Annotated in this window: 12 protein-coding genes; 8 read left to right on the forward strand and 4 right to left on the reverse strand. The window is 64.5% G+C overall.

The genetic code is table 11. From position 1 onward, the window contains the following. A partial coding sequence (locus AB5Y48_RS12930; RefSeq protein ID WP_368164716.1) for a DUF6444 domain-containing protein occupies positions 1-527 on the reverse strand: 527 nt, incomplete at its 3' end. Positions 528-877: 350 nt separating this feature from the next. Between AB5Y48_RS12930 and AB5Y48_RS12935 the strand changes: the two genes are divergently transcribed. The 8 genes from AB5Y48_RS12935 to AB5Y48_RS12970 all read left to right on the forward strand — a co-directional run bounded on the left by AB5Y48_RS12935 (position 878) and on the right by AB5Y48_RS12970 (position 8,772). Continuing rightward, the gene (locus AB5Y48_RS12935; protein ID WP_050664604.1) at positions 878-1,360 is read left to right on the forward strand and encodes a DUF3305 domain-containing protein; all 483 of its coding nucleotides are present in this window, start codon (positions 878-880) and stop codon (positions 1,358-1,360) included. Next, positions 1,357-1,758, forward strand: a complete 402-nt coding sequence (locus tag AB5Y48_RS12940; RefSeq protein WP_368164718.1) for a hypothetical protein — start codon at positions 1,357-1,359, stop codon at positions 1,756-1,758. The genes AB5Y48_RS12935 and AB5Y48_RS12940 overlap by 4 nt, the downstream gene beginning before the upstream one ends. A gap of 106 nt (positions 1,759-1,864) precedes the next feature. Continuing rightward, positions 1,865-3,502, forward strand: a complete 1,638-nt coding sequence (locus AB5Y48_RS12945) for a 4Fe-4S binding protein (RefSeq protein WP_368164719.1) — start codon at positions 1,865-1,867, stop codon at positions 3,500-3,502. A 9-nt stretch (positions 3,503-3,511) separates the two neighbouring features. Then, the gene (locus tag AB5Y48_RS12950) at positions 3,512-4,093 is read left to right on the forward strand and encodes a molecular chaperone (protein WP_050664607.1); all 582 of its coding nucleotides are present in this window, start codon (positions 3,512-3,514) and stop codon (positions 4,091-4,093) included. A gap of 22 nt (positions 4,094-4,115) precedes the next feature. Beyond that, positions 4,116-4,313, forward strand: a complete 198-nt coding sequence (locus tag AB5Y48_RS12955) for a twin-arginine translocation signal domain-containing protein (RefSeq protein ID WP_050664608.1) — start codon at positions 4,116-4,118, stop codon at positions 4,311-4,313. Between the two features lie 13 nt (positions 4,314-4,326). Then, positions 4,327-7,182 (forward strand): formate dehydrogenase subunit alpha, encoded by a 2,856-nt coding sequence (locus AB5Y48_RS12960; RefSeq protein WP_368164721.1) that lies wholly within the window; start codon positions 4,327-4,329, stop codon positions 7,180-7,182. A 4-nt stretch (positions 7,183-7,186) separates the two neighbouring features. Beyond that, on the forward strand, positions 7,187-7,810 hold the full coding sequence (gene fdh3B / locus AB5Y48_RS12965) for a formate dehydrogenase FDH3 subunit beta (RefSeq protein WP_368164723.1): 624 nt from the start codon (positions 7,187-7,189) through the stop codon (positions 7,808-7,810). After that, positions 7,807-8,772 (forward strand): formate dehydrogenase subunit gamma, encoded by a 966-nt coding sequence (locus tag AB5Y48_RS12970; RefSeq protein ID WP_224159830.1) that lies wholly within the window; start codon positions 7,807-7,809, stop codon positions 8,770-8,772. Before fdh3B ends, AB5Y48_RS12970 begins: the two co-directional genes overlap by 4 nt. A gap of 55 nt (positions 8,773-8,827) precedes the next feature. Here the strand turns inward: AB5Y48_RS12970 and AB5Y48_RS12975 are convergent, their stop codons facing one another. From AB5Y48_RS12975 to AB5Y48_RS12985, 3 genes are all read right to left on the reverse strand, one after another. Continuing rightward, entirely contained in the window at positions 8,828-9,580 is a 753-nt protein-coding gene (locus tag AB5Y48_RS12975) for an ABC transporter substrate-binding protein (RefSeq protein WP_060585228.1), read from the reverse strand. A 115-nt stretch (positions 9,581-9,695) separates the two neighbouring features. Continuing rightward, complete coding sequence (locus tag AB5Y48_RS12980) at positions 9,696-12,812, reverse strand: efflux RND transporter permease subunit (RefSeq protein ID WP_368164725.1); 3,117 nt, start codon at positions 12,810-12,812, stop codon at positions 9,696-9,698. A 9-nt stretch (positions 12,813-12,821) separates the two neighbouring features. Further along, complete coding sequence (locus AB5Y48_RS12985) at positions 12,822-14,033, reverse strand: efflux RND transporter periplasmic adaptor subunit (RefSeq protein ID WP_136613880.1); 1,212 nt, start codon at positions 14,031-14,033, stop codon at positions 12,822-12,824. Positions 14,034-14,037: the final 4 nt, after the last annotated feature.

Raw genomic sequence — 14,037 nt, forward strand, 5'->3', positions numbered from 1 at the left:
CTCTGATGGAACTGACCACTTTGCAGCGCGATATAGCTGAGCAGATTCGGGCCCATCTGGGTGTCGCTGACCGCATCAGGCAGCCCGGCCTCGACGGTGTGAATGCACCGGGTACAGGTGGCGCGAAACAGTTGATGCTCGGTAACGAAGTAGCTCACTTCTGGCAACTCAAACACCTGATGCGCTCGATAAGGTTTGTCATGCGCCAACACCTTGCCACCACAGCAGGGACACTCCGGTGGCGGGTAGTAAGCCTCCACGGATAGACGGGCATCGTGCGCATGGCGCATCCGCCGCTGCCCCTTGTGGCCAGGCTGTGCACCGCGTTTTTTACCGGAGGCCGGACGCAGCCTGGCCGGTGGTGCGCTGCCAGGGCCATCACTGGAGGGCGGCTTGGAGGAGTTGCCGCTGTGTTGATTGAGGCGGTCCTCCAACTCGGTGATACGGTCCAGAAGCTTGTATATCAGCTCGTGGGCCTGCTCGAGAGTCAAGGATGGCACTGCCGGTGTTGACTGTTTTTTTGTCATGCCAGCGAGCATGCAACACGGGCGGGATCATGCAACAGGCTGATGGCGATCAAGAGACGATCGTCTCTTTTTTCCTGTCAACCCACCCTTGGTGAACGGTTACGTTTTACGCCGCCTGTTGGGCTTCGCTGCGCTCTGCACCAACCTATGCTCAGCGCCAACCCAAATCCCGCACGATACCCCCACCCTCAGCAAAGCCCCCATCGGCTACCAACCCAGCCTTGGCCCCACTCTTGCTATGTCTTCTCCCACTGATGGCCGTGCCGCCCCGAGTTTGCTGTCTTAAGCTGCCCCGACAGGGGCTAAACAGGGGGGCGCGGCCGGGAGAACTGTCGCACCGGGAGCCAACGATGACCTCTTCCCCCCATACCGAGCAGCGCTGGCTGCGCCCCCTTATCACCCTGCACCAGAGCCGGGTTGGCCGCTGGCAGAGCCTGCGCCCCGAGCTCGACGGCGTGCTGCCGGCCGGCGAGGAGCCGGGGGCCCTGCCGCTGACCCTCTATCGCGACGAGCGCAGCGACTACCGCTTTAACTTAAGCGCCGATGCCCCGCGCCTGTTTCTGATCGCCAGCGGCCCCGCCGAGGCCCTGCGCCCGGATTTTCTGACCTTGAGCCAGACCCTGGCCGCCGCCTATATGGACGGGGAGCGCACCGTCCTCTCCTGCCCGCTGCCAGAGGCGCTGCAGGCCTGGTGCGAGGCCTTTATCGGTCGCCATGGTGAGCTTATCGAGCGCCGCGGCAAGGGCAAGAAGGGCAAGGGACGCGCCCGCGAGACGGTGGGGCCGGATGCGTGCACCCTGCACGGGGATCCGCTGGAAGGGGCGCAGCCATGAGCGAGTTTCTGCGCCGCTGGTCGAGCCGCAAGTTGGCCCAAGAGGAGTCTTCGCCGGAAGGCGAAATGCTCCCGGAGGTTACCGACCCCGCCGGCGGCGACCAGCCCGAGCCCTGTCAGGAGGCGGACGGGCCTACGGCGGACACCGGTTCCCGGGCCTCGCCCCTGCCGGACAGAGAGACCCTGCGCGCCCTGTTTCGCACCCAGCAGCCCGATGGGCTCGACGACTACACCCAGGATTTTACCCGCCCCGATCTGCTCTCCCCGGAATTGGTGGCGACCCTGCGCGGCTGGGCGGGGGATCTCTTAACCCGCGAAGAGGATAGGGACATTTTGGCTGGCGAGGTGGGACAAATTGTCCCTGCGGTAGAGGGTGAGGAGCCACCGGCCGGATCCTGACTCCCTTGGGGGGAGTTTTACTCCCGCCCTCCTGGCCGACTTATTGCTATTTCATCCCCCCATAAGCAACCGGGCCCATGCAGTCCGGCTGCAACGAGGAAACACTGTGAGCGTCGAACAACACAATATGAGTGCGCGGGGCGAGGCCCTGCGTCAGACCGGCCGGGCCGACAGCCTGCTGCCGGTCAGCGTGACCTACGAGAGCCGGGGCCGGCTGCTGCTGATTGGCCCCGAGGACAGGGTACGCCGGGCGGCGGCCCTGGCGGCCCCCGAGCTTCACCTCACCCTGGCGGTGAGCGAGCAGCCCAGCGACAGCCAGGCCCGGGATCTGGAGGCCATCTTCAACGCCACCGCAGCCCTTGAGAGCCTCACGGTGCGCGATGCTGCCCTCGAGGGCTATCTTGGCCACTTCTCATTGCGCGTGCGAAGCCAGGGAGGGGAGAGCCTTCTGCTCGAGCGTCTCTGCCATGGTCCCCAGGGGCACTTCGATCTGGTGCTCGATCTGGGACTGCGCCCCCTCATCGCCCTCGAGCGTCCCCCCTTCGGCTATCGCCATCTGGCCGATGACGAGGCGCTGGCCGAGGCGATGGAGGCGCTGGCGGGAATGATTGGCCTCTTCGACAAGCCCCGCTACTTCACCCTGGATAGCGAGGCGTGCGCCTTTACCGCCCGTGGCGTGCCCGGCTGCAGTCGCTGTCTGGATCGCTGCGCCAGCGATGCCATCAGGGTCGAGGCGGGGCAGGTGCGTATCGATCCCTTCCTCTGTCAGGGGCTTGGCAGCTGTGCCAGCGCCTGTCCTACCGGCGCCATCCACTATCGGGAGCCCGAACCCGAGGTGCTCGAGGATTACCTCTGGCGCCTGCTCGAGCGCTACCGGGCGGCCGGGGGCCATCACCCCTCCTTGCTGATCGTCGCACACGAAACGCCCCTGGCCCTCGAGCAGCTGCCCGGCCACTGGCTTCCCCTCTCGGTCGACGAGGTGGGGTCGGTCGGGGTCGAGAGCTGGTTGCTGGCCCTGGCGGCCGGCGCCGGTCAGGTGCGCATCCTCACCACCGGGTGCGGCCCCACGGTGCGCCAGACCCTGGAGCAGGAGGTGGCCCAGGCCCAATTCCTGCTCGGCGGCGCCGGCCTGCCCCGGGATGCCATCGCCCTGTGGGATGGAGAGAGTCCGCTGCCGGCCCCGGTGGCGCGTCTGCCGTTGCTGGCTCGCCCGGTAAAGGGGGGCAAGCGCGAGCGCCTGTTCGCCGCCTTCGATGCCCTGCGTGGTGATGCCGGCACTGATCAGCCCATCCCCCTGCCCGCCGGCGCCCCCTACGGGGCCGTGGTGCTGGCCGAGGCCGACTGCACCCTCTGCATGGGGTGCGTGGCGGTCTGCCCCACCGGCGCCCTGCACAGCCCCGGGGATATGCCGGCGCTCCATTTTACCGAGCAATCCTGCGTGCAGTGCGGCCTGTGCGAGCGGGCCTGCCCGGAGCGGGTCATCGCGCTCGCGCCGCGCCTGCTGCCCGACACGCAGGCGCGCCGCAGCGCTCGCCAGCTCAAGGGGGAGGAGCCCGCCTGCTGCATTCGTTGTGGCAAGCCCTATGCGCCGGCCTCTCTGGTGCGACGCATTCGCGAGAAGCTGGCCGGTCACAGCCAGTTTCAGGGGGCGGCCTTCGATCGGCTATTGATGTGTGAGGATTGCCGGGTGCGCGATGTGTTCGAGCCCCTGGTGGCCAATCCGCTGGATCAGGTCAAGGTATAAGGGCGCACCATGAACGAAACCATACGCAGTGACATCTATGCCCTGCTCGCCAGCCTGTGGCGTGCCCCCCCGGCGGGGGAGCAGCTGCAGTGGCTGCGAACCCTGGAGGCGACGCCGGGCCCCCTGGCCCGTGGCCTCGGCCTGCTGCAACTGGCGGCGAGCAGCCGCAGCGAGCAGGAGCTGGCCGAGGAGTATCAGGATCTCTTCATTGGCCTGGGACGCGGCGAAATCGTGCCCTTTGCCTCCTGGTACCTCACCGGCTCTCTGATGGAGATGCCCCTTGCCGTGCTGCGCCGGGACTTGGCCCGCCTCGGCTTCGAGCGTCAGAGCGGGGTGTGCGAGCCCGAGGATCACCTGGCCGCCCTGTGCGAGGTGATGGCGATCCTCTGCGCCGAGGAGCACCCGGCCCGCAACCCCTTCTTCGAGCAGCACCTGGCCCCCTGGGTCGGCGCCTGCTGCCGGGATCAACAGAAGGCGGGCAGCGCCGCCTTCTACCGCAGCGTCGCGGCCCTGGCCGACGACTTCTTTACCCAGGAGATGGCCCTGCGTCTGCCCTTTGGGGCGCCGCGGGTTGACTTCTCAAGACAATAACGACACAGACGGAGAGTACAGCATGAGCGATGAGAAGCTGGAGAACCCCTCCCGTCGCCACCTGCTCAAGGGAGCGGGGGTGGCGGTGGTGGCCGGTGCCGTGATAGGGGCCGCAAGCCAGGCCGTGGCCGCGGACGGGGATGCCCCCGAGCAGGGCAATGGCTATCGCGAGAGCGATCATGTGAAGGCCTACTACCGCTCATTGCGCGGTACCGAGTGAGGAGTCGGGGACGATGAAACTAAAAAAACGCGATGCGCATCTTGCACCGGTGAACGGCCAGGGGATGACCCGCCGCGCCTTTATGGTCAACTCAGGCCTGGCGGCCGGCGGTGCCCTGGCGGCCGGCTGGCTGGCGCCGGGCATGATGCGCCGGGCCGAGGCCAAGGAGATCCCCTTTGCCGCACCGGTCGAGGTGAAGCGCACCATCTGCTCCCACTGCTCGGTGGGCTGCGGCGTCTATGCCGAGGTGCAGGAGGGGGTGTGGACCGGTCAGGAGCCGGCCTTCGATCACCCCTTCAACCTGGGTGGTCACTGCGCCAAGGGGGCGGCCCTGCGCGAGCATGGCCACGGGGAGCGTCGCCTCAAGTACCCCATGAAGCTGGTGGGCGGCAAGTGGCAGCGCATCAGCTGGGATCAGGCCATCGAAGAGGTGGGCAATGAGGTGCTGCGCCTTCGCAAGGAGTCCGGCCCCGACAGCGTCTACTGGCTCGGCTCTGCCAAGCACTCCAACGAGCAGGCCTACCTGTTTCGCAAGATGGCCTCCCTGTGGGGCACCAACAACGTGGATCACCAGGCGCGGATCTGCCACTCCACCACGGTCGCAGGGGTCGCCAACACCTGGGGCTACGGGGCCATGACCAACAGCCTGAACGACATGCACAACAGCAAGTCAATCATGTTTATCGGCTCCAACCCGGCCGAGGCCCACCCGGTCGCCATGCAGCACATCCTGCTGGCGAAAGAGCGCAACGGCTGCAAGATCCTGGTGGTGGATCCGCGTCGTACCCGCACCGCCGCCAAGGCGGACATGTACCTCTCCCTGCGCCCGGGCACCGACGTCGCCTTTATCTGGGGGCTGCTCTGGCACATCTTCCAAAACGGTTGGGAAGACAAGGAGTTCATCCGCACCCGGGTGTTTGGCCTGGACGAGGTGAAAAAAGAGGTGGCACGCTGGACCCCGGCGGAAGTGGAGCGGGTGACCGGTCTGAACGAACAAGAGGTCCGCGGCGCCGCCAAGCTGCTCTCCGATAACCGCCCCGGCTGCGTGGTCTGGTGCATGGGTGGCACCCAGCACACTACCGGCAACAACAATACCCGCGCCTACTGCATCCTCGAGCTGGCCCTTGGCAACGTGGGCAAGAGCGGCGGTGGCACCAACATCTTCCGTGGCCACGACAACGTGCAGGGGGCCACCGACTTTGGCGTCACCTCCGACACCCTGCCCGGCTACTACGGGCTGGAAGAGGGGGCCTGGAAGCACTGGGCCAAGGTGTGGGATCTTGACTACGAGTGGATCAAGGGCCGCTTCGACAACAAGGCCTATAACGGCAAGTTCCCCATGAACAGCAACGGCATCCCGGTCTCCCGCTGGGTGGACGGGGTGTTGGAGAAGGTCGATCTCATCGAGCAGGGCACAAACATTCGCGCCATGTTCTACTGGGGTCACGCGGTCAACTCCCAGACCCGCGGCCCCGAGATGAAGAAGGCGATGCAAAAGCTCGACATGATGGTGATCGTCGACCCGTACCCCACCGTCGCCGCCGTGATGAACGATCGCACCGACGGCGTCTATCTCCTGCCGGCCACCACCCAGTTCGAGACCTATGGCTCGGTGACGGCCACCAACCGCTCCATGCAGTGGCGCGACAAGGTGGTCGAGCCCCTGTTCGAGTCCAAGGTCGATCACGAGATCATGTATCTCTTGAGCAAGAAGCTGGGTTTTGCCGATCAGCTCTTCAAGCACATCAAGGTCGAGCACAACCAGCCCCTGCTCGAGGACGTGGTGCGCGAGTATAACCGCGGCATGTGGACCATCGGTTACACCGGCCAGAGCCCGGAGCGCCTCAAGGCGCACCAGCAGAACTGGCACACCTTCAACAAGACCAGCCTCAAGGCCGAAGGGGGCGCCGTGAGCGGCGAGATCTACGGTCTGCCCTGGCCCTGCTGGGGCACCCCCGAGATGAAACACCCGGGCAGCCACATCCTCTACGACACCAGCATCCCAGTGTCGGAAGGGGGCGGCGGTTTTCGTCCGCGCTTCGGGGTCGAGTACCAGGGGGTCTCCCTGCTGGCCGAGGACTCCTGGCCCAAGGGCAGCGAGATCCAGGATGGCTATCCCGAGATCACCGCGGATCTGCTCAAACAGCTCGGCTGGTGGGATGAGCTGACCGAGGCCGAGAAGAAAGAAGCCGAGGGCAAGAACTGGAAGACCGACCTCTCCGGCGGGATCCAGCGGGTCGCCATCAAGCACGGCTATACCCCCTATGGCAACGGCAAGGCGCGCTGCCTGGTGTGGACCTTCCCGGATCAGGTGCCCAAGCACCGTGAGCCCCTCTACACCCCGCGCCGGGATCTGCTGGCCGACTACGCCACCTGGCCCGATGCCAAGAGCCTGTGGCGCCTGCCGACCCAGTACGCCTCGGTGCAGGAGAAAGACGTCAGCAAGGAGTTTCCCATCATCCTCACCTCGGGCCGTCTGGTCGAATACGAGGGAGGGGGCGACGAGACCCGCTCCAACCCCTGGCTCGCCGAGCTGCAGCAGGAGATGTTCGTCGAGATGAACCCGGTGGACGCCAACGACGTGGGCGTGCGCGACGGCCAGGATGTGTGGGTCGAGGGGCCGGAGGGGGGCCGGGTCAAGGTGAAAGCCCTGGTGACGCCGAGGGTCAAGGCGGGGCTCGCCTTTATGCCATTCCACTTCGGTGGTCACTTCGAGGGTCAGGATCTGAGATCCAAATACCCGCAAGGGTCTGACCCCTATGTGCTGGGTGAGTCGGTCAACATCGTCACCACCTATGGCTATGACCCGGTTACCCAGATGCAGGAGACCAAGGTCACCCTGTGCCGTTTTCGTAAAGTAGGAGCCTGACCCCATGGCCAGAATGAAGTTTTTGTGTGACACCAAGCGCTGCATCGAGTGCAACGGCTGTGTGACCGCGTGCAAGAACGAGAACGACGATGCCCTGGAGTGGGGCATCCAGCGCCGCCGTGTGGTGACCCTCAATGACGGCCTGCCCGGCGAGACCTCCATCTCGGTGGCCTGCATGCACTGCACCGACGCCCCCTGCATGGCGGTCTGTCCGGCCGACTGCTTCTATCACACCGACGACGGCATAGTGCTGCACAACAAGGATCTCTGCATCGGCTGCGGCTACTGCCTGTTTGCCTGTCCGTTCGGCGCCCCCCAGTTTCCCAGGCAGGGTGCCTTCGGCGAGCGCGGCAAGATGGACAAGTGCACCTTCTGCGCCGGAGGTCCGGAGGAGGATCACAGCGAGGCGGAGCGCAAGAAGTATGGGGCCAACCGCATCGCCGAAGGCAAGCTGCCCATGTGTGCCGAGCTCTGCTCCACCAAGGCCTTGTTGGCCGGGGATGCGGCCATGATCTCCGACATCTTCCGGGAGCGGGTCGCTTATCGCGGTGCCAAAGAGGCCGCCTGGAGCAGCGGGGATGAGCTGTTCCACGACGCCAGCAAGGTGAGCAAGGGAGGGGCGGCATGAAAACCTGGCTAATGGCCCTGTTTGCTGCCCTGCTGATGGTGAGTACCGCAAGCGTTGCCGATGCCAGGAAGGAGGCCATCGGCTTTGCCGGGGCCGACTACTGGCGGGCGGTGAAGGACGGGCAGGAGGGGACCACCACCTCCCGCTCTCCCGAGCACGGGGTACTCATCTCGGTGCCGGGTCAGGTGTGGTTTGAGGTGAAGACCAAGTGGGTGTCGCCCCTTGGGGCCCTGGCCATCTTCGGCTCTCTGGGCATGTGCGGCCTCTTCTACCTGGTGGTGGGGCAGACCAGGCTCTCCAAGCCCAGAACCGGGCGCAAGCTCAAGCGCTGGAGCCGGATGGACAGGGCCCTGCACTGGACCACGGCGACCATGTTCCTGACCCTGGCAGGGTCCGGGCTTGCCATCATCTATGGCAAGTACTTCATCAAGCCGGTGGTGAGCATCGGTGTCTGGCAGAACTGGATCTGGTTTGCCAAGGTGTTTCACAACTACGTGGGGCCGCTTTTCTTCCTCTGTTTGCTCGGGGTGCTCATCAAGTGGTTTCGCCACAACATCGTCAACATGGTCGATGTGCAGTGGTTTATGAAATGTGGCGGCATGCTGGGCAAGCACAAGGGGAGTCACCCCTCGGCGGGCTTCTCCAACGGCGGTGAGAAGGCGATCTTCTGGCTGCTCATCTGGTTTGGCGGCATCGTCGTGGCGACCGGGCTGTTTCTGGACTTCCCCATCTTCGGCCAACTGCGCCGCCAGATGGAGTGGGCCAGCTTCATCCATATCGTCGGCGCCCTCATCCTCATCTGCGGCTTCATCTTCCATATCTACATGGGCCTGTTCCAGCTGGAAGGGGCGCTGGAGGGGATGGTGACCGGCGAGGTGGACGAGACCTGGGCCAAGGAGCACCACGATCTCTGGTATGAAGAGGTAAAACACACCCTGGAGCCCCCGGCGCCCAAGCGCTGACGGCAAGGGAAACACAGAGGGCGCCATCAGGCGCCCTCTCTCTTTGGTCGGGATCTCAAGGCTTGCTCTTGCGCTGTTGCTCCAGATAGAGGGTCTCGTACTTGTCCAGCAACTGCTCGACCCACTGGCTCATGCCGGGTGCCTGAAGCATGGGCTCGAGGCGCTCCAGGGTGGCCAGGTGGGGCGAACGGAGGGAGATGGAGATATAGAGCTCACTTCGTTGCAGGGGCCAGGGGAGATCGGCCAGACCGCTCTGGGGATAGTTCTCTCTGAGAAAGAGACGGCCGGCGGCGCGGCCATAGGGGACGAAGTCGACCCGCTCACTGGCCAGCAGGCCAAACATCTGCCTGAGGGTTCCGACCCTGTGGATCCGGGTGTGTGTCTCCAAAAAGGCATCGAGCTCACCCCCTAGGCTCACGCCGAGCATCATGGCGCCCCGTTGGTCGGTGAGATCCTCGCGTCCTTGCATGAGCCTGGGGGTGGGCTGGCGCACGAAGATGGCCATGTCGTTAAAGGCCATCGGGGTCTGGCTGAATTGTGAGTAGACCTCGCGTTCCGGATTGCGCAGGGAGCAGATGTTGATGTCCACCTCACCGGAGGCCACCTTCTGCTGACAACGGGCCCAGGGCCCCACGTAGGAGAGGTCGACACTAAAGCCGAGCCGCCGGTAGAGGGTGCTGACCACGTCGGCACAGACACCGATGATCTTGCCATCGCTTAACCAGTTCCAGGGCGGGTAGTCGTGATGACCACAGGCGGTGATGGTCGAGGTGGCCAGGGTGGCAGAGAGCCAAAGGGAGATCAGCATATCAGGTGCTCCAGCCAGGTTTTCTTGAGTTTAGGTGAGAGATCCCGATAGTTTGTGACAAAAAAATACCCTCGCCGGGGCGAGGGTAGGGTGTTTATTCAGGGGGGGGCAGCGCTTACTGGGCCTGCTTCTCCCGTTTCTCCGAGCTTCTCATGATGAGGCGGAAGAAGAGGGGGATGAAGAAGATGGCGATAAAGGTCGCCGCCAGCATGCCGCCGATGACCGGCCAGCCGAGGGCATGACGGCTCGCCGCACCGGCACCGCTGGAGGTGACCAGGGGCACACAGCCGAGGATAAACGCCAGCGAGGTCATGACGATGGGGCGGAAACGCAAACGCGCCGCCTCCAGGGCCGACTCGATGAGGGTCATCCCCTCTTCATGCTTCATCACCGCGAACTCCACGATCAGGATGGCGTTCTTGGCCGCCAGCCCCACCAGCGTCACCAGACCTATCTGGAAGTAGACGTTGTTGGTGAGCCCCACGGCCCAGGTGGCGAGCAGGGCGCCGAACAGGGCGAACGGCACGGCGGTGATCACCGCAAACGGCAGGCTCCAGCGCTCATACTGGGCGGCCAGGATGAGGAAGATCATCACGATACCGAAGCCAAACGCCATGGCAGCGCTGCCGGCGGCCGCCTTCTCCTGGTAGGCGGCGCCGGTCCACTCCAGCTTGGCGTCGTTACCGAGCGTCTTGGCGGCCACCTCTTCCAGGGCCTTGATCGCCTGGCCCGAGCTCACACCCGGGGCCGGCTGGGCCATGATCTTGGCGGCCGGGAAGATGTTGAAGCGCTCGACCAGCTCGGGGCCGGTGGCATCGCGCACCGTCACCAGACTGGTGAGGGGGATCATCTCGCCGCTGTTCGAACGCACATAGACGTTACGGATGTCGCTCTTCTTGGCCCGGTAATCCGCCTCGGACTGCAACTGCACCCGGTAGGTACGGCCGAACTGGTTGAAGTCGTTGACATAGACCTGGCCGAAGGTGGCCTGCATGGTGTCGAACACGGCGTTGATGGGCAGCCCCAGCGCCTTGGCCTTCTCGCGGTCGAGATCCAGGAAGACCTGGGGCACGTTGGCGCGGAAGGTGGTGGTCACGCTGGCAAACTCGGGGCGATCCTTGGCGGTATCGAGGAAGCGCTGCACCTCACCCGCGAAGGCATGCACGTCGCCGGTTCCCCGGTTTTGCAAGTAACCCTCGAGGCCACCTGTGGTGGACATGCCGGTGATGGGCGGCGGGTTGAAGGTGGCGGTGAAGCCATCGGCCAGCCCCATCAGGCTCATCCCCTGGAAGGTCTTGGCCAGGGAGAAGGAGTCTTGCCCTGCCCCCTGACGCTCGTTCCAGTCTTTGAGGGTGACGAAGGTGAGGCCGCGGTTGCTGATGATGGAGCCCGACAGGATGTCAAAACCCGAGAAGGTGATCACATCCTTCACGTTGGGGTTGGCCATGGCGATCTTGTCAAAATCGTTGGCCACCGCCTGGGTACGGGTCAGGGCGGCCGCATCGGGCAGCATCACAGAGCCGATGAGGTAGCCCTGGTCTTCGTCAGGCACCAGGGCACCTGGCACCTTGTGGAACAGCACATAGCTGCAGCCGAGGATAATCGCGATGATGCCAAAGGCCACGCCGACGCGGCGATTGAGGAAGGCCACTCCGCGCACATAGCGGCGGGTGAGCTGATCAAAGGCGTTGTTGAACCAGACGAAGAAGCGGGCCGGCTGGTGATGACCCTCTTTGAGCAAGATGGCGCACAGGGCCGGTGACAGGGTCAGTGCCACCAGGCCGGAGATGGCCACCGACACGGCGATGGTGATGGCGAACTGCTTGTACATCACCCCGGTCATGCCGCCCATGAAGGCGACCGGCAGGAACACCGCCGAGAGCACCAGCACGATGGCGACCACGGGGCCCGAGACCTCCTGCATGGCGAGGATGGCGGCCTCCTTGGGAGAGCACTTCTTCTCGCTCATGATCCGCTCGACGTTCTCCAGCACCACGATGGCGTCATCGACCACGATACCGATGGCGAGCACCATGCCGAACAGGGTCAGCAGGTTGATGGAGAAGCCCAGCATCAGCATGCCGGCGAAGGTACCGATGAGCGACACCGGCACCGCGATACAGGGGATCAGGGTGGCGCGGAAGTTCTGCAGGAACAGATAGACCACCACGAACACCAGCACGATCGCCTCGAGCAGGGTGTGAACCACCTCCTCGATGGAGATCTTCACGAACTCTGTGGTGTCATAGGGGATCTGGTACTCCACATCCTGCGGGAAGCGTTGCTGCAGGCGCTCCATGGTCTCACGCACCTGATCGGCGACCGCGACCGCGTTGGCACCCGGTTGCAGATAGGTGGCGATACCGATGGCCGGCTTGCCGTTGGCACGGGCCAGTACGTCATAATCCTTGCCACCCAGCTCAACCCGGGCCACGTCCTTGACACGAGTCTTGGAGCCATCCGGCATGGCGCGGATGATGATGTTCTCGAACTCCTTCACGTCATCCAGGCGTCCCTTGGTCTGCACCGTGTAGGTGAAGTCGGTGGGGGTGCTGGTGGGCTGGGAGCCGATCTTGCCCGCGGCGAACTGGGTGTTCTGCTCGCGGATGGCGCCGATCACATCGCTCGGGGTGAGCTGCAACTGGGCCAGTCGGTCCGGGCGCAGCCAGATCCGCATGGCGTAGTCGGTACCGCCGAACAGGGTGGTGTCGCCCACGCCGGGGATACGCTTGAGCTCGTCGATGATGTTGAGCAGGGCGTAGTTCGACAGATAGGTGGTATCAAACGAGCCGTTCGGAGATTGCAGCGTGACCACCTGCAGGATGGAGGTGGACTTCTTGCGCACCGTCACACCCTGTTTCTTCACCTCTTCGGGCAACTGGGCCATGGCGGCCGAGACCCGGTTGTTGACGTCGATGGTCGCCTGATCCGGGTCGACCCCGATGTCGAAGTAGACGTTGAGGTTCATCTGGCCGTTGGAGGCGGAGCCAGACTGCATGTAGATCATGTTCTCGACCCCGTTGACCTGCTGTTCAATGGGGGCGGCCACGGTCTGGGAGATCACCTCGGGGGTGGCGCCCGGGTAGAAGGCGGTCACCGAGACCACGGCCGGAGTGATCTGGGGGTACTGCTCTACCGGCAGTGAGCGCATCGCCGCCAACCCGCCCAGCACTATGATGATCGAGATCACGCTGGCGAAGATGGGGCGCTCTATAAAGAACTTGGAAAACATGGAGACTCCTTATTGAGCGGCGGCGTTACCGGCGGCGCCCTCGGTCATCTTGGCGTTGATCGCCTTCATCTGCTCGGCACTGACCGGCTTGACCACGGCACCGGGACGGGCCTTCATCAACCCCTCGACGATGAAGCGATCACCGGCCTGCAGGCCGCTGTCGATGATGACACCGCTGCTGATGGTCGGGCCCAGCTTGACCGGACGCGGGGTGACCTTGTCGTCGCCGTCGACCACCATCACCAGACGATCGGCCTGGGACTGGACGATGGCACGGGGCGGCACCACGATGGCGTTCTTGCGGGTGCCCAGATCGATGGTCAGACGCACAAACTGGCCGGGCAGCAGGGCGCCGTCCTTGTTGTCGAAGATGGCGCGGGCGCGGATGGTGCCGGTGGCCGGATCGACCCGGGTGTCGGAGAAGTTGAGCTTGCCTGCCTCCGGGTAGGTGCTGCCGTCGGCCAGCTGGATATGGGTGCGCCAGTCGGTGGCGCTCTTGGCTTCAATCTTGCCGCTCTTGACCGATTTCTCGAAGTTGAGGCGATCCTGCTCCGAGTAGGAGAAGTTGACGTAGAGGGGGTTGTACTGGGTGATGGTGGTGAGCAGGCTGCTGTCGCCGCTGGTGGAGAGCAGGCTCCCCTCGGACTGGGAGCTCTTGCTCGCCATGCCGTCGATGGGGGCGGTCACCTTGGTGTAACCCAGGTTGATGGCGGCCTCTTTCACCTTGGCCTCGGCGGACTGGTAGCTGGCCACGCTCGCCTCGTAGTTGGCGATGGCGTCGTCATAGTCCTTGCGGCTCACCACCTGCTTCTTGAACAGGGGGATGATGCGATCGCGATCGGCACGCGCCTTGTTGAGGCGGGCACTCTCCTGGGCCAGTACCCCCTTGGCCTGCTCCAGGGCGACCTGATAGGGCTCGGGGTCAATCAGGAACAGCTCCTGTCCGGCACTGACCGGCTGCCCTTCCACATAGGTTCGCTTGAGCAGGATGCCACTGACTCGGGCACGCACCTCAATCTCACGGTAACCGGCGGTTTCCCCCACCATCTCGGTGGTGAGCGGGACATCCGTCGGGGTGGCGGTTTGCACGACCACGGGGACGGCGGGCATGACCTGGGCCTTCTGCTCTCCCTTGTCCCCGCAACCCGCGAGCAGGGCACCGAGTGAGAGAGCCACCAGGCTCTTGATGAGATAATGCTCCCTGCGCACAGAACTGTTCATGTGA

This window comes from Aeromonas sp. R6-2, assembly GCF_040908155.1.
Taxonomy (GTDB): domain Bacteria; phylum Pseudomonadota; class Gammaproteobacteria; order Enterobacterales; family Aeromonadaceae; genus Aeromonas; species Aeromonas schubertii.